Source organism: Streptosporangium sp. NPDC002607 (assembly GCF_053592655.1).
Map to the genome: position 1 here is coordinate 54,493 of NZ_JBSFWD010000012.1, position 22,466 is coordinate 76,958.

Sequence of the window (22,466 nt, forward strand, 5' to 3'; positions counted from 1 at the left end):
TACCAGCCGAATCCCTTGCAGACCCAAAAGATCGCTTGCTCCTCCGAAAAAGTACAAAAAAGGCCAACAATATGTAAACTCTTGATCAACAGTCGTTAACACGAGGCACCGGGCCCTTGCGCGTTTCCCGGCCGCGGTGCGCGAGGAGGCCGGCATGGGCCAAGCGGACGAGCAGGGATTCGGATACACCTCTGACGGGCTGACCAAGAGCGGGAACGACCTGAAGGACGCCGGGGACGCCCTGAAAGTCCCCCTGGAAATGTTCAAAATCAACGCCGCCCCCACGTCGAGCTGCTTCGGCCTGGTCCCTCAGGGGTCGGAGGAACTCGCCGAGGGCTACCAGGACTTCTTCCGAGAGACCACCCAGATCCTGGAGGCGCTGCAGGTGGACCTGTCAGGCTCCGGAGTGGGGCTGATGATCAACAATTACACCTACCGGGGCGCCGACGGCGCGGGTCCCGTGTAACCCCTGTCCGTTATGCTCGACCTTGATCGGCTCAGGGCGAGCCCGGAAGGGGGCGGCCGCGTGGCAGGCATCGACCTTCACTTTCAGGCGCTCGAACGGTGCCGTACGAAGGTGGGGAAGCTGGCCAACCAGGTCCGCGACGAGCTCAGTGACGATCATCCGGCTCCGCCGTCCAACACCTCCGACTACGGAGGTCTCACCGGTTCCACCAGGCTCGCCGGGCTCGTCGACAGCCTTGAGGGGTTCATCGACGAGGAGCTCCAGCAGGTCAGGGAGAAGCTCAGAGGCGTCGAGCGCGCTCTGGAGACGGTGCAGGACAACGTCCGCGGGGCGAACAACGCCAGCGAGGCCGGAGGGCGATAGTGGCTGCCCCGGACGGTATCGCGGCGGCTCTTTCGGGGCTGCCACGCGGCGATGAGCTCGTCGGCCTCAGGAGGCAGGTCGCCGGCGCCCCGGCGTCGATCCGCAAGGTCGCGACCCGCTGGCGAACGACGGCGAACGCGGCGATCGAGCTGGTGAGCGGCCTGAACACCACGGTGATCGACGTGGACAACGCCTGGCAGGGCGCCTCCGCGGACACCTTCAGGGGCTACATGCGGACGTACGACCGGGCCTGCGACGGATTCCGCGACGCGCTGGTGAGCTGCGCCAACTCCCTCGACGTGGTCGCCGCGAGATTGGAGGAGGCGAGCTCGACGGTCGACAACATCTGCGGCAACCTCCTCAACCGGGTGGAGACCCACCGCAGGAACAACCCCGACAGGGAGCAGCGAGACCTCGACCAGGATTTCGGACCGTGGGTCGAGACGGCCATCTCCGACGCTCGCAGCGCGATCGGACCCGCCGGCGACGCCGTGACCCTGGCCACGACCACCCTTGAGAAACACACGGAAGACGAGCTGGCCCACTTCTCCCTCGTCAGGTCACCGGGCAGCGACGCCTCCATACCCACCTCCGGCTGGGAACGGACCCCCGGCTACCAGCCGCCGACCGGAATCCGCGCTCTCGGCGACTCCGGCGGCTACGGCGGCAACGGCTCCGAGGGCGGCTACGGCCCGGTCGGGCACAGCGGCACGTCGCCGGGCGGCGGCGGGACCCCCGCGCCGAAGAAGGAGGTCGTGGAGTGGATCCGGGAGGCGCTCACGATCCTGCGGGACAACGGCGTGGCCGTGAACCCGGACGATCCGGCGACCATCGACAAGATCTGGACGATCATCTTCCACGAGTCGGGCGGCAACCCGCAGGCGATCAACAACTGGGACTCCAACGCCGCCGCCGGCATCCCGTCCAAGGGACTCATGCAGACGATCGACCCCACGTTCCAGGCGCACAAACAGCCCAGCTACAACGACATCTGGAACCCGGTGCACAACATCATGGCCGGTGTCCGCTACACCATCAGCCGTTACGGCTCCCTGGACGGCCACCCCGGCCTCGTGTCCCTCAGCGAGCCCGGCGGCGGCTACAAACCGTACTGACACCCGCCACCGCGGGGCGGCCCGATGAAGATCGGATACCCCCGCCCCACTGCGGATCATGATTCGGCGCGCCCTTTAGGGTGTGGGAATGAGACTCACGAAATTCGGACACGCCTGTGTCCGCCTGGAGAAGGACGACTCCGTTCTCGTGATCGACCCGGGCTCCTTCAGTGAGGAGTCCGCGCTCGACGGGGCACGGACGGTGCTCATCACCCACGAGCACTTCGACCACGTGGAGGCGGGCCGGCTGCGCCGGGCGGCCGAGGCCGACCCGTCCTTGGAGATCTGGACCAACGAGGGCGTGGCCGCCACGCTGACCGACGTCCCCGCGAAGATCCAGGTGGTACGGCACGGCGACACGTTCGACACGGCCGGCTTCGGGGTGAGGGTCGTCGGCGAGTGGCACGCCCCCAACCACCCGGACCAGCCGATCGTGCGCAATGTCGGTTTCCTCGTGGACGAGGAGGTCTTCTACCCTGGGGACGCGTTCACCCCGCCGGGCGTCGAGGTGCCCACGCTCCTGGTGCCGACCAACGCGCCGTGGATGAAGGCGTCGGAGATGGTCGAGTACCTGCGCCAGGTCCGCCCGGGCAGGGCCTTCTCCACCCACGACGGCCTGCTCAACGACATCGGGCTCGGCCTGGTCGACATGTGGCTGGACATGGAGTCGAAGAAGCAGAAGGCCGAGATGCGCCGCCTCAAGCCCGGCGAGTCGATCACCCTGCCCTGACGCGGACCTGCTCGCCCGGGCCGGGAACCGGGCGCGGGGGCGCGGACGCCGATGACGTGCCCGCTCGGCGGCGGAGGGGGCTCAGCGGGCCGAGGCGATGGTGGCCGAGCCGATCACGGTGTCGCCGAGGTAGAGCACCGCGGCCTGGCCCGCCGCGACCCCGGTGGCCGGGGCGTCCAGCGTGATGTGCACCTCCCCGCCGGAGAGCCGGGCACGGCAGCCGTACACCTCGCCGTGCGCGCGGAGCTGGACCGTGCAGGTCAGCGGCTCGCGCGGCTCGCCGGTCGGGCCGTTCCAGACCGGGCGCCCCGCGACGATCTCCGTGACCGCCAGGGACGAGCGCGGACCGATCGTGACCGTGTTGGAGACCGGCTCGATGGACAGCACGTAGCGCGGGCGGCCGTCGGGGGCCGGGCGGTCGATGCGCAGGCCCTTGCGCTGGCCGACCGTGAAGCCGTAGGCGCCCTCGTGGCCGCCCACGACCTCGCCGGACTCGTCGACGATCGGACCCGGCGCCGTGCCGAGACGGTCGGCGAGGAAGCCCCTGGTGTCGCCGTCGGCGATGAAGCAGATGTCGTGGCTGTCGGGTTTGTCGGCCACCATGAGCCCGCGCCGCGCGGCCTCCTCGCGCACCTGGGCCTTGGTGGAGTCGCCCAGCGGGAAGATCGCGTGACCGAGCTGCTCCCTGGTGAGCACGCCCAGCACGTACGACTGGTCCTTGCCCTCGTCGGGGCTGCGGCTCAGCACGCCGTCGGTGACCCGCGCGTGGTGCCCGGTGGCCACCGCGTCGAAGCCCAGCGCGAGGGCGCGGTCGAGCACCGCCTCGAACTTGATCTTCTCGTTGCAGCGCAGGCACGGGTTGGGCGTGCGGCCGGCGGCGTACTCGCTGACGAAGTCCTCGACCACGTCGCGGTGAAACCGCTCGGCCATGTCCCAGACGTAGAAGGGGATGCCGATCACGTCGGCGGCCCTGCGGGCGTCTCGCGAGTCCTCGACCGTGCAGCACCCGCGGGCGCCGGTCCGATAGGACTGGGGATTGGCCGAGAGGGCGAGGTGGACACCGGTGACGTCATGGCCCGCCTCGGCGATGCGGGCGGCCGCCACGGCGGAGTCGACGCCGCCGGACATGGCGGCAAGCACACGAAGACTCATAACCCCTTGAGCGTACCCGTGTTGGCGGGCACCCCGTCGGGCTGGGAGAATCCGGGGTCATGCGACTGTTCGGGCGGAAGAACGAGCCCGCCGCCGACCCTGCCGACGGTATCGGCGAGTTCTGGGCGTGGTGGGCGGAGGCGAGACCGGAACTGGACGCGATGGTCGCCGCCGGCGAGGCCGAGCGGCTGGCCGAGTGGATCGGGCCCGCGGTGCTGGTCGTTCACCCGTCGCTGGTGTGGGAGATCGCCCCCGGCCGGAGCGCCGACCAGGCCCTCGTGGTCACCTCGGCCGGCGACCCCGAGCTGCGCCCCATCGCGCATCGCTGGGCCGCCGCCGCGCCGCCCGCCGACGGCCTGTGGGAGTTCCACCCGTCCCGGCGGGCCAACCCGCACGCGATGGACCTCACGCTCGACGTGGGCGGCTACGAGTTCGCGCTCGACAAGCTCGTGCTCGGCCTGCGCGCCCCGCACGGCAACCCCCGGGTCGACGTGGTCGCCTACCATCCGATCTTCACCATCCTGGACGACGAGACGCGCACCGAGGCGGCGCTGCTCGCCCTCGACTGGCTGCTCGGCGAGGACGACGTGGCCCGCTGGGTGGGTGACATCTCCGCCGCGGCCTTCGAGCCGATCGACGCGGTACCCGCCGTACACCTGCCGAGCGTGGTCTCCGATCTGGCCTCCGGCTACCGGGACGAGCAGTGGGCGCTGCTGGAGGGTGAGACCGCCACCGGCGCCCGCCTGATCGCCACCGCCCGATACCCGCTCCGCCCGGTCGACCACCCGCTGTTCGACCAGCACATCGCCATCACGCTGCCGTACGCGCACCGCGACGCCGAAGGGCTGCCCACCGGCCCCTCGCTGGAGGCGCTGCGCGACTTCGAGGAGCGTCTCGCCGGGCGGATCAGCAGGCTGAACGGCCAGGCCCTGCTCGCCGCGCACATGAGCGCCGAGGGGCAGCGGGTGCTGCACGTCTACGCCGACCCGGTGAGCGAGACGGCCATCCACGCCAAGGAGCTCATCGTGAGCTGGGAGGAGGGGCGGCCCCGGGTCGACGTGGTCGGCGACCCCGGCTGGATCGCCATCTCGCCCTTCCTGACCTAGGAATCCTCGGCACGGGTCCTAAGGAGGCGCCGGGGTACCGGCGGCCGTATGGGATCACTCAGAGCCGTACGGATCAGCTCAGACCCGCGCGGCGGGCGCGCTCGACGGCGAGGCCGATGATCTCGGCCAGCCGGTCCACATCGGCCTCGGTCGAGGTGTGGCCGAGGGAGAAGCGCAGCGAGCCGCGCGCCCGGAACCCGTCGGCGCCCATCGCGAGCAGGACGTGGGACGGCTGGGCGACACCTGCCGAGCAGGCCGAGCCCGTCGAGCACTCCACGCCCTTGGCGTCCAGCAGCATGAGCAGCGCGTCGCCCTCGCAGCCGGGGAAGGAGAAGTGGGCGTTGCCCGGGAGGCGGTTCACCGGGTCGCCGTTGAGGATCACATCGGGCACCGCCTCACGGACCCGGCGGATCAGGTCGTCGCGGAGCGCGGCCAGCCGGGTCGAGGTCTCGGCCTGCCGGGCCACCGCGGTCCGCACGGCCGTGGCGAAACCGGCGATGGCGGGGGCGTCGAGCGTGCCGGAGCGGACATCTCGCTCCTGACCGCCACCGTGCAGTACCGGCACCGGGTCGACGCCCCGGGCGAGCAGCAGCGCGCCGACGCCCATCGGGCCGCCGACCTTGTGACCGGAGAGCGTCAGCGCGTCGATCCCCGAGTCGGCGAAGACCACCGGGATCTGACCGACCGCCTGGACCGCGTCGGTGTGGAAGGGGACGCCGTACTCGCGGGCCACCTCGGCGAGCGCGTGGACGGGCTGGACGGTGCCGACCTCGTTGTTGGCCCACATGACGCTGACCAGCGCGACGCTGCCCGGGTCGCGCTCGATGGCCTCGCGCAGGGTCTGCGGATGCACCCGGCCGAACTCGTCGACGTCGAGCAGTTCGACGGTCGCACCCTGGTGATCGCTCAGCCAGTGCGCGGGGTCCAGGGCGGCGTGGTGCTCGACGGCGCTGATCAGGATCCTGTCCGCGCCCCCGGCGCGACGGGCCCAGTACAGGCCCTTGATGGCGAGATTGTCGGCCTCGGTGCCGCCCGCGGTGAAGACGACCTCGCTGGGACGGGCGCCGAGCGCGGCGGCGATGGTCTCCCGCGACTCCTCCACGACCTGGCGGGTGCGGCGGCCGGCGGCGTGCAGGGAGGACGCGTTGCCGACCTGGCCCAGTTGGGCTGTCATCGCCTCGATCGCCTCGGGAAGCATCGGCGTGGTCGCCGCGTGATCGAGATAGGCGGACTGCACGGCCGCATCCCCTCCCCCACATCGCTGTCAACCTTCCAAGGGTATCCGTGCTCGGGAAGGGCCTCACCCCCGGAGTTGACCACTAAACCGTCCAGACGGTACAGTAGCGGCCATGAGACGGGGTGAACTGTTGGACGCGGCAGAGGATCTGCTCTCCGACCAGGGCTCCCAGGCGCTCACCCTGGCGACCGTCGCCGAGCGCGCCGGATGCAGTAAAGGCGGCCTGCTCTACCATTTCAGCACCAAGGAAGCCCTGATCAAGGGCATGGTCGAGCGGCTGATCGAGGAGTTCGACGAGCTCATCGCCGCCCAGGGCCACGACACCTACACCAAGAACTACCTGGCGGCCACGTTCGCCGCCGTGCGGAGCGGCAGGCTGCGGCGCTGGGCCGTGGTGACCGGAGCCTCCGGCAACCTCTATCTTCTGGCACCGCTGCGGGTGGCGATGGCCCGATGGCATCGCGAGGGGCTCGACAGCGAGCCCGACCCGGAGGCGGCGCAGATCGTGCGCCTCGCCTGCGAGGGACTGTGGGACGTGGCGAGCCACGACCCCGATCTCTATGACGACGAGCGCTACGAGAGCCTGAAACGGCGTCTGCTGGCCATGCTGCCCGCCTGACCCTGATAGGCCCCTGACACCTTACTTCTCCTGGTTCCCCTGGCACCCCTCACTCGCCCGCGCGCCTGATCGCGTGCCCGGCCAGGGAAAACCCATCACACAAATTGGTGGTCGCTTCCGCACGCGCGAAAGCGACCGTCTTTGGTGTGCCCGTTCACCGGTTTGTCAAAACATTTATTGAAGGGATTGAGCATGACCCGCGACCTGAGAACGGCTCGAACCGGGGCGGTTCTCACATTCGTGCTGGCCGGTCTGATGTGTGGATCGATGACCGTGCGCATTCCGGCGCTCTCCGACAAGCTCGGCCTGTCCGAGGCGTCGGTCGGTGTCACCCTCCTCGTATGGGGGCTGGGAGCGCTCATCACCATGCAGTCGATGCGCGCCGTGATGGCGCGCTTCGGCAGCCGGAGCATCCTCCGGGTCGCAGCCCCCCTCACCGCGACCACCCTGGCCCTGCTGGCGGTGGCGCCGTCGTTCCCCCTGGCCGTGGCCGCGAGCGGCCTGTTCGGCATGGCGTTCGGCGCGGTGGACGTCGCGATGAACGCGCAGGGATCAGCGGTCGAGCGCGCCTACGGCCGCCCGCTGATGAACGGCATGCACGCCGGCTGGTGCGCCGGAGCGATCAGCGCGGGCCTGCTGGGCACCGCGGCGATCGCGGCCGGACTCTCGATCACCGCCCACCTGGTGCTGATCGCCCTGCTCGCGCTCCCCGCGACGGTCCTGATCAGCCGCACCTACCTGCCCGACCCGACGGTGGTCTCCGGCACCGCCCCCACCGCGCCCCGCCGCCGGATGCCTCCGGTGATCTACCTGCTCGGTGTGATCGCCTTCTGCGCGTTCATGGTGGAGGGCACGGTCGCCGACTGGAACGGCCTGTACCTGCGGGACGCGCTGGGTGCCCCGGAGGCGGTGGCCGCCCTGGGTTACCCGATCTTCGAGGCGGGCATGCTGGCCGGGCGGCTGACCGGCGACCGGGTCCGGGCCCGCTTCGGCGCCCGCGGCATGATGGTCGCCTCGGGCCTGGCCACCGCCGCGACCTTCGGCGTGGTCATCACGGCCCCCAGCGCACCGGTCGCCCTCGCGGCCATGCTGTTCGTGGGCGTCGCCGTGGCGACGGTCTCGCCGATGGCCATGTCCCTGGCGGGCGAGGCGACCGGCACCCCGGGACCCGCCATCGCCCAGACCGGTGCGATGGGCTACGCGGGACTGCTGCTGGGCCCGGTGATCATCGGTTTCCTCTCCGATCTGGCCACGCTCAGGACGAGTCTCGGCATCGCCGTGCTGCTCGGTGTCCTGATCGCCGCGGTCGCGTGGTTCCTGCCCCGCCACCGCGCGGCGGCCGTCCCCGCGGAGACCGCCGGGCGAGAGCTCTCGATGGCGGCCTGACCCGGGAACGCGAGACGGCACCGCACATGTCGTGCGGTGCCGTCTCGCGTTCCCATCACCCCGCGCGTACCCCGTACCCCTGCCGGGTCACTTGCGCTTGATGACCTCCTGGGTCAGCTGCGGGACCACCTCGTGCAGGTCGCCCACGACGCCGAAGTCGGCGAGCTCGAAGATCGGCGCCTCGGGGTCCTTGTTGATCGCGACGATCGTCTTGGCGGTCTGCATGCCGGCCCGGTGCTGGATGGCACCGGAGATGCCCGCCGCGATGTAGAGCTGCGGCGAGACGGTCTTGCCGGTCTGGCCGACCTGGAACTGGTGCGGGTACCAGCCGGCGTCGGTGGCGGCGCGGGACGCGCCGACGGCCGCGCCGAGCGAGTCGGCCAGTTCCTCGATGATCGAGAACTTGTCGGCCGAGCCGACACCCCGGCCACCGGAGACCACGATCGCGGCCTCGGTGAGCTCCGGGCGCGCACCCTTCTCCTGCTTGACCCGCTCCACGATCCTGGCGCCCTTGGCGGCGTCGGACACGGTGAAGGAGACCTGCTCCTCGGTCCCCGCGCCCGCGGCGGCCTCGACCGGCGTCGAGTTGGGGCGGACCGCGATGATCGGGGTGCCCTTGGTCACGCGCGACCTGACGTTGACGCCGCCGCCGAAGATGGACTGGTCGGCGACCAGGCCGTCCTCGATGCCCACGACGTCGGTCAGCACACCAGAGTCGATCTTGATAGCGAGGCGGCCGGCGATCTCCTTGGCCTCGGCGGTCGCGGCCACGAGCACCGCGCTCGGCGACTTCTCGGCCACGAGGTGGGCGAGCAGCTCGGCCTTGGGGGCGACGACGTAGTCGCTGACCTCGGCGGAGTCGGCCACATAGATCTTCTCCGCGCCGTACTCGGCCAGCTTGGCCGCGGCCTCGGGCGCGTAGCCCGCGCCGGTCCAGACCGCCGACGGAGCACCCAGCTTCCTGGCGAGCGTCAGCAGCTCAAGGGTGACCTTTTTGACCTGGCCCTCGACGTGCTCGACCAGAACGAGAATCTCAGACATTTCCAGCTACCCCCGCTCTCAGACGAACTTCTTCGACGCGAGGAAGTCGGCGGCCTTCACGCCACCGTCGCCCTCGTCCCTGACCACCGTGCCCGCCGCGCGCGGCGGAGCGGCCGCGAAGTCGACGACCTCGCTCCAGGAGCCGACCAGACCCACCCGGGAGGCGTCGATCTCGGCCTCGGCGACGCCGAGCTTCTCGACCGGCTTCTTCTTGGCGGCCATGATGCCCTTGAAAGACGGGTAGCGCGGCTCGTTGATCTTCTCCACCACGGAGACGACGGCGGGCAGCGAGGCCTCGACCCTGTCATAGCCGTAGTCGGTGACGCGCTGGATGGAGATGGCGCCCTTGCCGATCTGGACCTGATTGGCGAAGGTGAGCTGCGGCACGCCGAGGCGCTCGGCCAGCATGGCGGCGAGGACCCCGGTGCGGGCGTCCGTCGACTCCGAGCCAAGTACGACCAGGTCGAAACTGATCTTCTTGAGAGCCTGCGCCAGGGCGTGCGAGGTGCCCAGCGCGTCCGAGCCGTGCAGCGCGTCGTCCACCAGGTGGACAGCCTTGTCCGCACCCATGGCCAGGGCCTTGCGGATGGTGTCGCTCGCCTTGTCGGGACCCATGGTGAGAACGGTCACCTCACCGCCATGAGCCTCCTTCAGGCGCAGCGCCTCCTCGACCGCGTATTCGCACAACTCGTTGATGACGCCGTCGGCGGCGTCGCGATCGAGCGTCTTGTCATCGGACTTCAGCTTGCGCTCGGTCGCCGTGTCGGGGACCTGCTTCACGCAGACGACGATGTTCATGGCTGGTGGCCGACCTCCCGTGGTCGCTTACGCCACCGCGTCACTGCGGTTGGCGCCGGATACTCGGTGCGTACACGCGGGGCACGTGCACACTGTGCCAAGACTGCCAGGTGCCCGAGAGCGGTGTGGCAGCGGGTGGCCCGGTTGGGACACGCCCGTCCCTACCCCGAGCCTATGTTACTTCCCAGTAGCTTGGCCGCAAACCGCCAGGCCGGACGGCTCACGACCGGGACCCCAGAGTCCCCAGGGGACCCTCGACCACCATACCGAACTATATTCCGGTATCTGCGCGCGGGCCCCTCACTACGGAAACGTACCCGGGAACCGGCCTGGGGAGCCCTGCCCGTTCAGCTGGCCACCAGGATCCCGACCAGGACGAAGACGACGGTGCCCAGCGCGAGTGCCAGGGTGATCGTGCTGAAGAACGCGCTGAGGGCCGCCCACAGCGCGACGGCCCCGGCTCCCGCGGACAGGGCGAGGATCGTGCGCCCGCGGTCCCTGCGGGCGAACAGGGCGATGCCCGCGTCGACGAGCATCGCCGAGCCGTACCCGGTCAGCAGCAGCAGGGCCACCTCGGGCAGCGGCTCCCTGGCGGTCGCGGCCATCAGCGAGACGAGCAGGCCGGTGCCGACGACCCAGCGGCGGTGCAGCACGACTCTGCGACGCTCGCGGGCCTCCTCCAGCGTGGGCCTGCCCTTCTGCGGGCGGGGGCGATCGCCCGGCCGCCACTCCCGGGTGGTGAGGCCGTGCATCCCGCTCTCCACCACGGCACGGGGCCGCGGCGGGCCCACCACGGGGGCCGCACCCAGCCGGGCCAGCAGCGCGCCCGCGTCAGGCCGGGCGGCGGGGTCGCGCAGCAGGCACTCCCGCAGCAGCGGCTCCAGCCAGCCGGGAACGCCTTCGAGGTCGGGAGGGTGGTGGACGACGCGGTAGCCGATCGCCGACGCCGGGCCCGTGCCGTAGGGGTGCCGCGCCGTGGACGCGTACGCCAGCGTCGCCCCAAAGGCGAAGACATCGGCCTCGGCACCTGACCCGGTGCCCTCCAGCACCTCGGGCGCCAGGTAGCCGGGCGTGCCGAGCACCGCCCCCGAGGCGGTGACCGAGGGCGAGTCGAGCGCGCAGGCGATGCCGAAGTCGATGACGACCGGCTCGCCGTCGGTCAGGATCACGTTCGCGGGTTTGAGGTCGCGGTGCACCACCCCCGCGGCGTGCACGGCCGCCACGGCCTCGGCCAGACCGCGCGCCAGCCGTACGAGATCGTCGCCCGCGACCGGCCCGTCCGCGCCGACCACCTCGCTGAGCGGGCGACCCTGCACGTAGCGGGTGACCAGGTAGGGGCGTGCCCCGTCAAGGGAGGCGTCCAGGACCTCGGCGACGTGCGGGCCCCGGACCAGCCGCATGGTCTCCACCTCGCGGGCCAGCCTGGTCAGCGCCGTCGCGTCGGCCGCGACGTGGGGATGCAGGATCTTGACCGCCACCGTACGCCCCTCGGGGTCCAGCGCCAGGTGGACCTCGCCGAAACCTCCGGCCCCCAGTCTCGACAGCAGGCGGTAGGGGCCAAGACGTTCACCGTCCGGCGCAACCATGCGACTCCTTCCGGTGGATCTCCTCCATCGTGCCGCAGAGAGGGCGATCCCGCATCAACTGGAGGCCAGGAAACCTCCACGGGCGGGCACGAGACGCAAGCTGGACGTTTTCCCTCGGCCACATCTCGCAGCCGAGCCCGGGACCGGCTTGACATTGAGCTCCAAGGGTCACCAAGAGGCAGGGGCCATACTGTCGTCACCATCCCCGGACGAGGAGAACCCCATTGACGACCAAGCGTCCCCCCTCCGTCCCGCAGATCAGGCTCCCCGGCCAGGCGGCGGCGGTGGAGGGCCCGCTGGACATGACGAACATCTATCTGGCCCACTACGGCTTCCGCCGCGACCTCGGTCGCCTGCTGACCGCCGTGTGCCAGGTGCGGTTGACCGACCGAGGCCGCGTCAGAGCCCTGGCCAAGCACCTCAAATGGGTGCTGCTGGTGCTGCACCACCATCACAGCAGCCAGGGCACGATGGTCTCGCCCCTGCTGAGACAGCGGGCGCCTGAGGCCACCGGGATGATCGACGCGCTGGAGGCCGAGCGCCGGGAGATCGACCGGTGGATCGGGGAGACCCAGAGCGCCTTCACCGTGTTCGAGCGCCACCCCACGGAGGAGAGGCGTGCCAGGCTGACCGGAGCGCTCCGCTCGCTGGCCGACACGCTGGGCGCCCACCTGACCCGCCAGGAGACCGAGGGCATCCCGCTGATGATGACCCACATCACACCGGAGGAGGCGGCGAAGAGAGAGCGGGACATCCGCAGGCTGTACGGTCTGCGGAGCCTGACGGAGTTGGTGGCCTGGATCGGTTTCGACCTTCCCGCCGACGTCGAGGAGCACCTGCGCCGGTACGCTCGCAGGGATCTGCTGCTGCTCCACAGGCTGGCCGGCCGCCGCTACCGGCGGCGCATGGCCTACCTGTGGAGCTGAGACGGCCCCGCCTCCGCCGACGGCGGGATCGTCACTTCCAGAACGTCAGGAACCCGAGGCCGAGGCTTGTCATCAGGTCGTCGAGGAGGCCGCCGATGAGATCGAGCACGCCCATCGCGCCCTCGTTCGCCGACTGCCGCCACTGCGTCGTGAGGTTGTCGACGACATCGGTCGGCTGCTGCCACGGGAGGAAGGAGGGCACCACGCTCACCGCGGCCATCACCGCGAAGAACGCCAGCGTGCCCAGGATGATCGTGGTCACCATGCCCGCGCCGGGGCTCCGGATGATCCCGCTCAGCGCGCGGGCGACGGCCTTGCGCGGCTTGCCGCCGCCGGGGAGGACGAACAGCCCGGCCGCGAAGGCGCCTGCCGCGTAGGCGGCCGCGTGGTTCTTGTTCATGTCGCCCGCGTAGACCAGGAACCCCCACACGCACATGCCGAACATGGCGGAGAGCATCGCGGTGACCAGTGTCGCGAACGCGGCCTTGATCAGCGCCCATGGGGTGCCGAGCACCGCGAGCAGCGGGTCGGTGGCGCTGCTGCCCCTGATGGAGCGGCGCTGGACCAGGTCCCCGAACAGGTACTCCCCCACCCGCAGGCAGAGCGCGGCGGCCAGCGCGAACACGCTCACCACCACCGGCAGCACGCAGGCCACCGCCACCAGGATCGTCAGCAGCAGGAACGCGGCCAGCGGGTGGCTGGCGCGGTAGCGCTCCTGCGGCGGGGTTCTGGGCGCGGGCCGCTCCTGCGGCGGGGTGTGCGGCCGTGCCTGGACCGGCGGCGGGTAGTGCCTCGACGGGCCGGTCGGCGGCGGCGCCGGGTATCCGGCCACCCGCTGGTCGGGGTAGGGCGGCGGTGCCGCGCCCCTGGCCTGCGCCGCGGGCGGCGCGGGGACGTAGGGCGGCGGCTGGGGGGCCGGGACGTACGGCGGCGGGGCGGTCCCCGTGCCGGACGCCTGGCCGGACTCCTGCCTCGGCCTGCGCTCGCGCCGCTCCGGCTTGGCGTACTCGACCGGCGGGAGCAGGTCGGCGTAGCCCTCGTCCTGCGGCAGGACACGGGTGCCGTTCGGCGGGGGCGGCGGGCTCTGGCCGTCCAGGATCCTGGTGCCGTCGGTGTTGAGGACCTTCGTCCCGCCGTCGAGGACGGCGGTGGGCGGCGTCTCGTGGAAGGTCGTCACCGTCGGGTCGAGGGCGCGGGCCATCCGGTGCAGCTCCGTCGCGGACGGCCGGGCGGCGGGGTCGACGGCCAGTGCCCGCTTGAGCCAGCCGCGCAGCCACCCGGGGGCCCTGTCGACGTTTGCCCGGCCCTCCATGATGTTGAAGCAGACGACCTCGAAGCTACCCGTGCCGAACGGCGGCTGGCCGGTCGCGCCGAAGAAGACCGTCGAGGCCAGCGCGTGCACATCGGCCGCCTGGGTGATCTCGGAGTCGCGGATGATCTCCGGGGCGAGGTAGCCGGGGGTGCCGACGAACATGCCGGTCTGGGTCAGCCTGGTCGCGTTGACCAGGTGCGCGATACCGAAGTCGATGACCAGCGGATCACCGTTGACGATCATCACGTTGGACGGCTTGAAGTCGCGGTGGATGACGTCGGCGGCGTGAATGGCCACCAGTGCCGCGCACATGCCCTGCGCCAGCCGGATGACCTGGTCCGCGGGGAGCGGACCGTCCTGCAGGACGGTCTCCTCCAGCGTGCGCCCGGGGGCGAACCGGGTCACGATGTAGGGCTGCCTGGCCGTCAGTTCGGCGTCGAGCACCTCGGCGACGTGCGGGCTGCGCACCCGCCGCATGGTCTCCACCTCGCGGGTGAGCCGGTCGCGGGCCTTGAGGTCGGCCGCCACGTGCGGGTGCAGGACCTTGACGGCCACCTCGCGCCCGTCCTCGTCGACCCCGAGGTGGACGACGCCCATGCCGCCCTCGCCGATCTTTCTGAGCAGCCGGTACGGGCCCAGCCTCTCGGGCGCCCGCGTGTCCCCCGTCATCACGCCGCCTTCTTTCGTAGGTCGCTCAGTTCGTCCACCACCGTCCCGACGTCGACCGGCGTCCACACCGCCGGCCGTGCCCTGTCTCCCACGGTGCCGATCGCCAGGAAGACCATCAGCGCCGCCACCGCGCCCAGCGCCGCGGCGGCGATCATGGCCGCGCCGCGTGACGGCAGCAGTGATGCCAGCGTACGTCGCATCTGGCGGCTGGGGCCCTCCACACCCGGTCCGGCGCAGACGGTCCAGAGCGCGACGGCCGCGCCCCAGCTCAGCGTGTTGGTGATGGGCATGCTCCCGACCAGCACGGCGAGCAGGAGCGTCACCGGCAGGCCGAGGATCAGCGCGTACGGCACCAGGGCGACGGTGATGCCGATCGACTTCAGGAGCGCGGCCGGCTGGCCGAGCACCCGGAAGACGTCGGTAGCCGCCTCACCGGCGGTCCTGCGGGCGTTCAGGGCCGGTTGGGCGATGTCGGCGGCGCGAAGCAGGATCGCCACCGGGATGGCCACCGCGGCGACGATCAGCGGGGCGATGACCGCCGCGACCGTCATGATGACCAGCATCAGCACGCTCACCACCCCGTACGCCTTGGAACGCTGCAATGCGTGCCCCGGCCGCTGCCCGGGGTGGAGCGGCAACGGCGCGGGGTGCTGCTGGGCCTGCTGGGGGTACTGCTGAGGGGGCTGCTGGGCCTGCGTGGGGGGCTGCGAGTGCGAGTAGGGATAGGGCGGGGGTGCGGGGGTGCGGACGTGCGGGGTCTGCTGCTGATCGAACGGGGCCTGCCGCTGCGGGTACGGCTGCGGGGCGCCCACCTGCGGCGACCGGCCCTGCTGACCCGGCTGCCCCTGGTAGCCACCATGCCGGCCCGGCTGGTTCTGCTGGCCCGGCTGGTTCTGCTGTCCCGGCTGGCCCTGCTGTCCCGGCTGGTTGGTGTACTGACGGATGTATTCCTGCAGGTCCTGGGGGCGGACCCGCTGGGTGGGGATGTCCCCGTCGGGGACCGGCGCGGTGAAGCCCTGGTCGTCGACCCTCGCCCCCGGCTGGTCACGGACGGCGGGGCCGGGTGCGGAACCCGCGACGGGCGGGGAGCCCTGGACCGCGCCGGGGGTGCGGGTGGGCACGTCCTCCGGGGCGAGCATGCCGGTGGGCAGGTCATGCGCGGACTGCTGGGCCGCCGCCTGGCGCAGTTCCTCGGGGGTCACCCGGCGGGTCGGCCACGGGTCGGGCTGCTCCTCGCCGAGCAGCGAGACGTACTCGTGGGGCTGGGCCACGGGGGCGGGAGGCCAGGGGGTGGGTGGGACCGCCGGGCGGGACGCCACCGGGGTCGGCACGTCGCCGGGATCACCGCGGAAACCCGGGTCAGGGGCGCCGCGAAAGCCGGGAGCGGGGTCGTCGAACTCCGCGACCGTGGTGATCTCGTCCGGCACCCGGGACCGGCCGGTGTCCGGCAGCAGGCGCCCCACCTGCGCCGCCAGGTCGGCGGCCGAAGGCCGCCTGGCCGGGTCGCGCTGAAGCGCGGCCCGCAGCACCGGCTGGAGCTCACGCGGGACGGCCTCGACGTTCGCCTTGCCCGCGGTGATGTTGTAGAAGATCATCTCCAGCGTGCCCTTGCCGAAGGGCGGCTGGCCGGTGGCGGCGAAGACCAGGGTGCCCGCCCAGGCGTGCACGTCGACCTCGGGGCCGGCCTCGTGTCCCTCGATGATCTCGGGGGCGAGGTAACCGGGCGTGCCGATGAACATGCCGGTCTGGGTGAGCCTGGTCGCGTCGACGGCCTGGGCGATGCCGAAGTCGATGAGGACCGGCTGGCCGTCCAGGATGAGGACGTTGCCGGGCTTGAGGTCGCGGTGGATCACGCCGACCGAGTGCACGGCGGCCAGCGCCGACGCCACACCGTGCGCGACCCGCAGCAGCGCGGGCAGCTCCATGGGGCCGTCCTGCTTGATCACCTCGTCCAGCGGCCGGCCGGCGACATATCGTGTCACGATATAGGGGCGGTGGCCGGTCACATCGGCGTCGATGACCTCGGCGATGTGCTCGCTGCGCACCCGCCGCATCGTCTCGACCTCACGCGAAAGACGGCGACGGGCGACGTCGTCGCCCGCCACCTCGGCGCGGAGCACCTTCACCGCGACCTGTCGGCCCTGTGGGTCGACCGCGAGGTGAACCACACCCATACCGCCCTCACCGAGCCGCCGCAGCAGCCGGTAAGGGCCCAATCGGTCGTCCTGATTCATGGCATGAAGCACCATATCGGCTTAGACCCCGCCCATGAGATGAACCATCGGGCCACATTTTCCGACTGAATAACGTTCACAGAACCCCGACGGTTTCCCGATTCCCGCTCTCACTTAATCTCATTTTCGCTTCAGTTCGCCAGGCGGAGAACCTGCGCCGTTTTCAACCCGGCCAGCAGGGAGCCCGACACCGCCAGTTTGGAGCGGCGGACCCCGCTGCCGATCACCACCTCAGGATGGGCCGCCACCGCCTCGTCGACGAGCACCGGCCACTCCTCGGGCAGCCCGAGCGGGGTGATCCCGCCGTACTCCATGCCGGTCAGCGTGACCGCGTCGTCCATCGACGCGAACGAGATCTTCCGCGCGTCCAGGTGACGCCGGACCACTCCGTTGACGTCGGCCCGCATGGTGGCGAGCACCATGCACGCCGCGTAGCGGACCTCCCCCGCGCGCCTGGCCGCCACGATCACGCAGTTGGCCGACTCGCCCAGGTCCACGCCGTAGCGCTCGCAGAAGGCCGCCGTGTCGGCCAGTTCCGGGTCGATCTCGGCGACCTTGATCTCGCCGAGGACCCCGTCGAGCCCGTCGGCCGCTCGCGCCACCGGCTCGGCCAGCAGGTCCAGCCGCTCGGTGGCACTCGTCCAGTCCAGTGTTCCGATCGCCATCGCCGTCTCATCTCCCTCAGATTTCCTTCGCACCGAAAACCTTACGGCCGCGCCGGAGAACTCAGGAGGTCGCGCTCAGCACCCGGCGGTGCAGCTCGGTGACCGTCCTCCTCGCCGACTCCATCGCGCCGGCCTGCCAGGCGATCAGCTGGGTGAGCCAGTCCCCGGCGAAGTAGACCCGCCCCGCCGGGCGCTGGAGGAGGGTGAAAGCACCCTCGTGGGAGGGCCAGCCCACCCAGCCGCCCTCGATGTGCGGCCTGCGCCGCCAGGCGATCGAGATGCTGGAGCGCAGCTCGGCGCGGTACTTCTCACCGTGGATCTTCTTGCCCTGGGTGAGCGCCCGGCTTCGACGGTCGCGGTGGGAGAGCGCGCCGTAAAGATCGGCGTTCTGCCCGACGTTGTAGTAGCCGACCACCAGGCCACTGCGGGAGTGGTAGCCGTGGGAGGGGTACCAGATGTGGGTGATGTCCAGGTCGGTCTCGGTGACACCGCCGTAGATGCGGTCGTCGATCTCCCACCAGCGCCTGCCGTACTCCAGCCCGATCTTTCCGGCGGAGACCGGTACGGGCGTGCGGAGCGCGGCGGTGACCGGGGTGCCGAGGTTGTGCGGCAGGCGCGCGAGCAGGTGGGGAGGCAGGGAGGCGATGCAGTAGTCGGCGCGGACCGTGCCGCCCTGGTGGGTCACCTCCACCCCGTCGGGCAGGTTCCTTATCCCGGTGACCCGGGTGCCGGTTCTGATCCGGTCGCGGCCGACCGCGTCGGCGAGCGCGACGGCGATCGCGTCCATGCCGCCCACCGGCTGGAACATGGGCATCGCCTGGTCGTAGCCGAAGTCCATGGTGACGGCCCTGCCGGTGCCCGCGGCGAGCACGTCCCGCAGCGAGGGCGCCGCGCCCAGGGGAACGCCCTGGTCCACTCCCGGATAGGTCTCGAAGCCCCGCCGTTCCGACCCTCGGTAGCTGAGATCGGGTCCGAGGTCGCCGAAGCGCCGCAGGAACTCCGCCAGCCGCTCGCGGTCGTCGGCGGTGAGCCTGCGGTTCAGCGCGCCGGCGCTGCTCGCCTTGGCCAGCAGTTCCGCGACGTAGCCGTACAGGTCCGCGCGGGCCGTACGCGCCCGGACCGGGGCACTCATGTTCTCGTTGTAGACGTACGCCGAGGCGTTGTTGTTGACGAACGTCTCGATGGGGACGCCCAGCTCGCGGCAGTAGTCCATGGTGACCATCCACGGCGCGATCCGCCCGGCCCCCGCGTTGAAGTAGGTGCCCTCCTCGAACGCGGCCGTCTGCGTCTCGCCGTCCAGCTCGTCCAGCCGGTCGCCCGCGCGCAGCGTGAGGTTCCTGCCGCCCACCCGGTCGGACGCCTCCAGGAGCGTGCAGTCGTATCCGGCCTTGCCCAGCTCGTAGGCGCAGGTCAGCCCGGTGATGCCGGCGCCGAGGACGACCACCTTGGCCGCCGCTCTGCCGCTGAGGGAGAAGTCGGAGGGCTGCGGAGGGGTGAACTCTCTCTCCTGGGACTCCGGGGCGAGGCCGAGCGCGCCCATGGCCGCGAACATGGCCCCGGCACCCCCGGCCGCGCCCACCCCGACCAGCAGCGCCCTGCGCGTCAGTCCTCCGCCTCCGGCCGTGGCGGCCTGGGCGACAGGCCCCGTCTCGTCACTCATCGAAAATCGTCAAGGGCATCGGGAACCGTCCGGGGGGCTATTTCCACGGGGACATTTCAAAGGGGACGTAGAGGGAGATCAGCCATAAATGCCGCTGCCGCAGGCGACCTGACCGCCGATCATGGCGAAGACTCCCAGCAGGGCCATGATCTGCGAGAAGTCGTCCGTGCTGAACTCGGTGTGCCGGGGGCCCACCGCCCGCACGCCGGGAATGATCGCGCATCCGGCCGCGATGGCCGTGGAGTTCCACTCGACGCCGAGGGTGAACGGCGGCTCGGGGGCGCAGAGGCGGAAGTCGGCCACCCGGTCGAGCGCGCGGGCGGTGGCCTCGCGGATGCGGGCCTGGGCGACGGCGGGCGGCAGGAGCTCGGCGGCGAACCTGTCGATCCCCTTCTTGACCGCGACGGTCTCCACGTCGCCGAGCAGTTCCCTGGCCTCCTCGCAGACCGCCTCGTCCCCGGTCACCAGGGCCACCGGCACGCCGAGCGCCCCGGCGAAGGAGGCGACGAGACGGGTCTCGCCGCAGACCTCGTCGTTGAGGTAGACGTTCTGGATCTCCCTGCCCATCCAGGTGTGGTTGAGGACGCCGTGCTGGACACCGGCCCGCGCGTGGTAGCCGACGAAGCAGGCCGCCCGGTGGCTCGCGTCGAGTCCCTGCCCCATCCGCATCGGCTTGCCGGGACCACGGAGCAGGGTCGCCCGCTCGTCGAGCAGGTCGATCCTGAGGTTCTTGGTCGAGCCGTGCGCGTCGTTGACGCGTACCGCGGTGGCGCCCGCGTCGAACGCCCCCTCGATGACCGCGTTGGCGTCGCCGGTCATCAGCTCGCAGCCACGCTCGTAGCCCCGCCCTCCGGCCTGCATCTCCTCGGGGTCGGTCAGACCGGTGACACCCTCCATGTCGACCGAGACGTACACCTTCACGCCGTCCCCCACGTCTCGACGCGCCGCACCTCGTCCTCGTTCATGAAACCGATCTCCCCATCCACGAAGTCGTGAACCTGCTTGCGCCACGGTTCGGGGATCTCCGCGATCGCGGGCCGGTAGCAGCGGTCCAGCCAGGCGGTGGAGGACTCGCTCGCGCGCAGGTACCCGGCCGCCGCGCCGAAGACGGTGTCCTCGATGCCGGGCACCCTGGCGCAGCCGTACTCGATCATCTCCTGGCCGCCGTATGGCGGCGGCTGCTGCCACCTGCGGGCGACCGGGCGGCCCGCGGTGATCGTGGTGCGGAGCGGGCGGCGCTCGACGGCGGCCTGGATGAGCTCCTTGTACAGGCACTTGCCGCAGGTCCCGCAGGGGCCGCTCACCCCGCGCAGGCACCAGCGAACCTGCCCGCGCAGCTCGGAGCCGAGGGCGAGCCGCATCGTGACGGCCTCGCTGACCCCGCCCACCGGGAGCACGATGTGCAGACCGGCCGCGGCGAACGCCCGCCCCCAGGCGCCGTGCGGCGCCCACATCGGGTTGTCGGGTGTGTAGCGGAGCAGGTAGCGGTCGCCTCCCAGCCAGCGCGAGCCCAGCTCGTAGCCGAAGGCCAGGCCCCCCAGGTCGAGCTCGTCCGCCAGCAGCAGCGCGCCGGCGGCGACCGCGTGGTGCTCGGGGTAGCCGGGGCGCGGCTCGGCGAGCGTGAACTCCAGGTCGGAGCGGACGACGGTCAGCTCGCGCCCGGTCCTGGCGGCCAGCGAGGCCAGCACGTCGGAGCGGTAGTGGGTCCACCGGTTGGGCACCCGCGGGTGGGAGACCCTCTGGAAGTGCACGAAGGGCGCGTCGGGCAGCATCGCGGCCACCGCGACCGAGTCCGCCCCGCCGCTGTAGGAGATCGCCAGCCTGTCACCCGACCGCGCCCGTCCGCCTCCGGGACCGGCCTCGATCCCCCAGCCGTCGCCGATCGCCCCCGCGAGCTCCGGTGAGATCGGCCGGTCGAAGACGACGCGCCGCCGGGTCCACGGCGCGACCACGGTCCACGCGGCGAGGGCGAGCAGGTCGGGATGGATGTCACGCGGGGCGCGGGGCAGTTCGACCCGGAACGAGTTCGTGGCCAGCTTCAGCGGCTGGCCGTCGGCGCAGAGGCCGGTGACGTCGTCCTCGGGGTCCAGCCGGAACGCCAGGTGCCAGGTGCCGCCGTCCGCACTCCAGGTCACTCTCACGCGGTGCCCCCGGCGGCCCTGTCTGGAACGCTCCCGCGCGCCCCGGGGAGTGCCGCCCGGCCCGTGCCCTCTCCCGCGGCGCGGTCCACGGCCTGCCAGAGCAGCACCTCGTTCTGGAGGACCCCGTCCAGCGCGACCGCGGTCTCCTGGGCCAGCCGGTGGGCGTCGTCCCAGCGCCCGGCCCGCGCGGGGTCGAGAGCGACCCCGGCCACCCGCGCGCGGAGCTCGACGACCTCCGCGCGCAGCGAGGTGACCTCCCTGGCCAGCGTCTGGACCTCCCAGAGCGCGTCCTTGACGTCCTGCCGGTGATCCGCCCTGGAGATGTACCGGGAATCGAACCAGCCGAGGACCGCCCGCCGCAGCGGAGCGGGCACCAGCGCACGCTTCACCAACCGCACCATAATCCGGCACGATACCGGCAATTTTTAATCATCCATGACCGATCCCAGCAAGCCGGCTGAATGCCTCAGCGGCCGGTGAACTCGGCCTTCGACCTCTCGGAGAAGGCGCGCATGCCGATCCCGGCGTCGGCGGTGGCGAACATGCCGGAGAACTGCAGGCGCTCGATCTCCAGACCGGTGTCCAGATCGGTCTCCAGGCCGTGGTCGACCGCCTGCTTGGCGGCGCGCAGCGCCAGGGACGGCCCCCCGGCGAACTGGGCCGCGTACGCGAGGGCCTCGGTGTACACGTCGTCGTCGGGGACCACCCGGTCCACCAGGCCGATGGCCAGCGCCTCGTCGGCGGCCACGTGGCGTCCGGTGAAGATGAGGTCCTTGGCCTTGGCCGGGCCGATGAGCCTGGGCAGCCGCTGGGTGCCTCCCGCGCCGGGGATCAGGCCGAGCAGGACCTCGGGCTGGCCCAGCTTGGCCGACTCCCCCGCGATCCTGATGTCGGCGCACAGGGCCAGCTCGCAGCCGCCACCGAGCGCGTAGCCGGTCACGGCCGCGACGACGGGCTTGCCGATCCTCGCGACGGCGGTGAAGCAGTCCTGCAGGGTCCGCGAGTGGACCGCCATGTCCGCGTACGACATGTCGGCCATCTCCTTGATGTCGGCACCGGCCGCGAAGACCCGTCCCCCGTAGACGACCACGGCGCTCACGTCCCCGTCGGCGTCCACCTGCCGGGCGCACTCGGCGATCTCCAACTGGACCTGCCGGTTGAGCGCGTTCATCTTCGGCCGGTCGAGCCTGATCGTCGCGACCCCGTCAGCCTTCTCCACCCGCACGAACTCACCCATGGACGTCCCTCCATCAAGATTCA

Annotated in this window: 21 protein-coding genes; 8 read left to right on the forward strand and 13 right to left on the reverse strand. The window is 71.3% G+C overall.

Annotated elements, in window-relative coordinates; translation table 11 throughout:
* Window positions 1-154 precede the first annotated feature (154 nt).
* From ACWD3H_RS16275 to ACWD3H_RS16290, 4 genes are all read left to right on the forward strand, one after another.
* Window positions 155-466: a hypothetical protein gene (locus tag ACWD3H_RS16275; RefSeq protein WP_451955519.1), complete on the forward strand. Its 312-nt coding sequence runs from the start codon at window positions 155-157 to the stop codon at window positions 464-466.
* Between the two features lie 60 nt (window positions 467-526).
* On the forward strand, window positions 527-829 hold the full coding sequence (locus ACWD3H_RS16280) for a hypothetical protein (protein ID WP_355555013.1): 303 nt from the start codon (window positions 527-529) through the stop codon (window positions 827-829).
* Entirely contained in the window at window positions 829-1,944 is a 1,116-nt protein-coding gene (locus ACWD3H_RS16285; RefSeq protein WP_451955520.1) for a transglycosylase SLT domain-containing protein, read from the forward strand. The genes ACWD3H_RS16280 and ACWD3H_RS16285 overlap by 1 nt, the downstream gene beginning before the upstream one ends.
* Before the next feature lie 88 nt (window positions 1,945-2,032).
* The gene (locus ACWD3H_RS16290; RefSeq protein WP_451955521.1) at window positions 2,033-2,674 is read left to right on the forward strand and encodes an MBL fold metallo-hydrolase; all 642 of its coding nucleotides are present in this window, start codon (window positions 2,033-2,035) and stop codon (window positions 2,672-2,674) included.
* 81 nt (window positions 2,675-2,755) lie between these two features.
* Here ACWD3H_RS16290 and mnmA read toward each other — a convergent pair whose 3' ends face one another.
* Complete coding sequence (gene mnmA, locus ACWD3H_RS16295) at window positions 2,756-3,826, reverse strand: tRNA 2-thiouridine(34) synthase MnmA (RefSeq protein WP_355626341.1); 1,071 nt, start codon at window positions 3,824-3,826, stop codon at window positions 2,756-2,758.
* Between the two features lie 59 nt (window positions 3,827-3,885).
* Here mnmA and ACWD3H_RS16300 point away from each other — a divergent pair, with 59 nt between their 5' ends.
* Window positions 3,886-4,932, forward strand: coding sequence for a DUF695 domain-containing protein (locus ACWD3H_RS16300; RefSeq protein WP_350956615.1), 1,047 nt, complete (start codon window positions 3,886-3,888; stop codon window positions 4,930-4,932).
* 73 nt (window positions 4,933-5,005) lie between these two features.
* On the opposite strand, the gene ACWD3H_RS16305 is transcribed toward ACWD3H_RS16300, so the two are convergent.
* Window positions 5,006-6,169 carry a cysteine desulfurase family protein gene (locus ACWD3H_RS16305; protein WP_355555003.1) on the reverse strand — a complete coding sequence of 388 codons (1,164 nt, stop codon included), beginning with the start codon at window positions 6,167-6,169 and terminating at the stop codon, window positions 5,006-5,008.
* 112 nt (window positions 6,170-6,281) lie between these two features.
* Between ACWD3H_RS16305 and ACWD3H_RS16310 the strand changes: the two genes are divergently transcribed.
* Both ACWD3H_RS16310 and ACWD3H_RS16315 read left to right on the forward strand, forming a co-directional pair.
* Complete coding sequence (locus tag ACWD3H_RS16310) at window positions 6,282-6,788, forward strand: TetR/AcrR family transcriptional regulator (RefSeq protein ID WP_355555001.1); 507 nt, start codon at window positions 6,282-6,284, stop codon at window positions 6,786-6,788.
* Window positions 6,789-6,980: 192 nt separating this feature from the next.
* Window positions 6,981-8,174 (forward strand): MFS transporter, encoded by a 1,194-nt coding sequence (locus ACWD3H_RS16315; RefSeq protein ID WP_451955522.1) that lies wholly within the window; start codon window positions 6,981-6,983, stop codon window positions 8,172-8,174.
* 87 nt (window positions 8,175-8,261) lie between these two features.
* Here ACWD3H_RS16315 and ACWD3H_RS16320 read toward each other — a convergent pair whose 3' ends face one another.
* The 3 genes from ACWD3H_RS16320 to ACWD3H_RS16330 all read right to left on the reverse strand — a co-directional run bounded on the left by ACWD3H_RS16320 (window position 8,262) and on the right by ACWD3H_RS16330 (window position 11,599).
* Window positions 8,262-9,215, reverse strand: coding sequence for an electron transfer flavoprotein subunit alpha/FixB family protein (locus ACWD3H_RS16320; RefSeq protein ID WP_355565314.1), 954 nt, complete (start codon window positions 9,213-9,215; stop codon window positions 8,262-8,264).
* 18 nt (window positions 9,216-9,233) lie between these two features.
* Window positions 9,234-10,013, reverse strand: a complete 780-nt coding sequence (locus ACWD3H_RS16325) for an electron transfer flavoprotein subunit beta/FixA family protein (RefSeq protein WP_451955523.1) — start codon at window positions 10,011-10,013, stop codon at window positions 9,234-9,236.
* A 347-nt stretch (window positions 10,014-10,360) separates the two neighbouring features.
* Window positions 10,361-11,599, reverse strand: a complete 1,239-nt coding sequence (locus ACWD3H_RS16330) for a serine/threonine-protein kinase (RefSeq protein WP_355625410.1) — start codon at window positions 11,597-11,599, stop codon at window positions 10,361-10,363.
* 224 nt (window positions 11,600-11,823) lie between these two features.
* Here ACWD3H_RS16330 and ACWD3H_RS16335 point away from each other — a divergent pair, with 224 nt between their 5' ends.
* Window positions 11,824-12,525 (forward strand): hemerythrin domain-containing protein, encoded by a 702-nt coding sequence (locus ACWD3H_RS16335; RefSeq protein ID WP_451955524.1) that lies wholly within the window; start codon window positions 11,824-11,826, stop codon window positions 12,523-12,525.
* Between the two features lie 31 nt (window positions 12,526-12,556).
* Here ACWD3H_RS16335 and ACWD3H_RS16340 read toward each other — a convergent pair whose 3' ends face one another.
* From ACWD3H_RS16340 to ACWD3H_RS16375, 8 genes are all read right to left on the reverse strand, one after another.
* Window positions 12,557-14,506 carry a serine/threonine-protein kinase gene (locus tag ACWD3H_RS16340; protein ID WP_451955525.1) on the reverse strand — a complete coding sequence of 650 codons (1,950 nt, stop codon included), beginning with the start codon at window positions 14,504-14,506 and terminating at the stop codon, window positions 12,557-12,559.
* Window positions 14,506-16,740, reverse strand: coding sequence for a protein kinase domain-containing protein (locus ACWD3H_RS16345; RefSeq protein ID WP_451955526.1), 2,235 nt, complete (start codon window positions 16,738-16,740; stop codon window positions 14,506-14,508). Before ACWD3H_RS16345 ends, ACWD3H_RS16340 begins: the two co-directional genes overlap by 1 nt.
* Window positions 16,741-16,871: 131 nt before the next feature.
* On the reverse strand, window positions 16,872-17,405 hold the full coding sequence (locus tag ACWD3H_RS16350) for a YbaK/EbsC family protein (RefSeq protein WP_355565295.1): 534 nt from the start codon (window positions 17,403-17,405) through the stop codon (window positions 16,872-16,874).
* Window positions 17,406-17,466: 61 nt separating this feature from the next.
* Complete coding sequence (locus ACWD3H_RS16355) at window positions 17,467-19,065, reverse strand: flavin monoamine oxidase family protein (protein WP_451955527.1); 1,599 nt, start codon at window positions 19,063-19,065, stop codon at window positions 17,467-17,469.
* A gap of 78 nt (window positions 19,066-19,143) precedes the next feature.
* Window positions 19,144-19,998, reverse strand: a complete 855-nt coding sequence (locus ACWD3H_RS16360; protein WP_451955528.1) for a M55 family metallopeptidase — start codon at window positions 19,996-19,998, stop codon at window positions 19,144-19,146.
* The gene (locus ACWD3H_RS16365; RefSeq protein WP_451955529.1) at window positions 19,983-21,206 is read right to left on the reverse strand and encodes a DUF6395 domain-containing protein; all 1,224 of its coding nucleotides are present in this window, start codon (window positions 21,204-21,206) and stop codon (window positions 19,983-19,985) included. The genes ACWD3H_RS16360 and ACWD3H_RS16365 overlap by 16 nt, the downstream gene beginning before the upstream one ends.
* Window positions 21,203-21,595: a hypothetical protein gene (locus ACWD3H_RS16370; protein ID WP_355565283.1), complete on the reverse strand. Its 393-nt coding sequence runs from the start codon at window positions 21,593-21,595 to the stop codon at window positions 21,203-21,205. Before ACWD3H_RS16370 ends, ACWD3H_RS16365 begins: the two co-directional genes overlap by 4 nt.
* Before the next feature lie 77 nt (window positions 21,596-21,672).
* Window positions 21,673-22,443, reverse strand: a complete 771-nt coding sequence (locus ACWD3H_RS16375) for an enoyl-CoA hydratase/isomerase family protein (RefSeq protein ID WP_350914601.1) — start codon at window positions 22,441-22,443, stop codon at window positions 21,673-21,675.
* Window positions 22,444-22,466 lie beyond the last annotated feature (23 nt).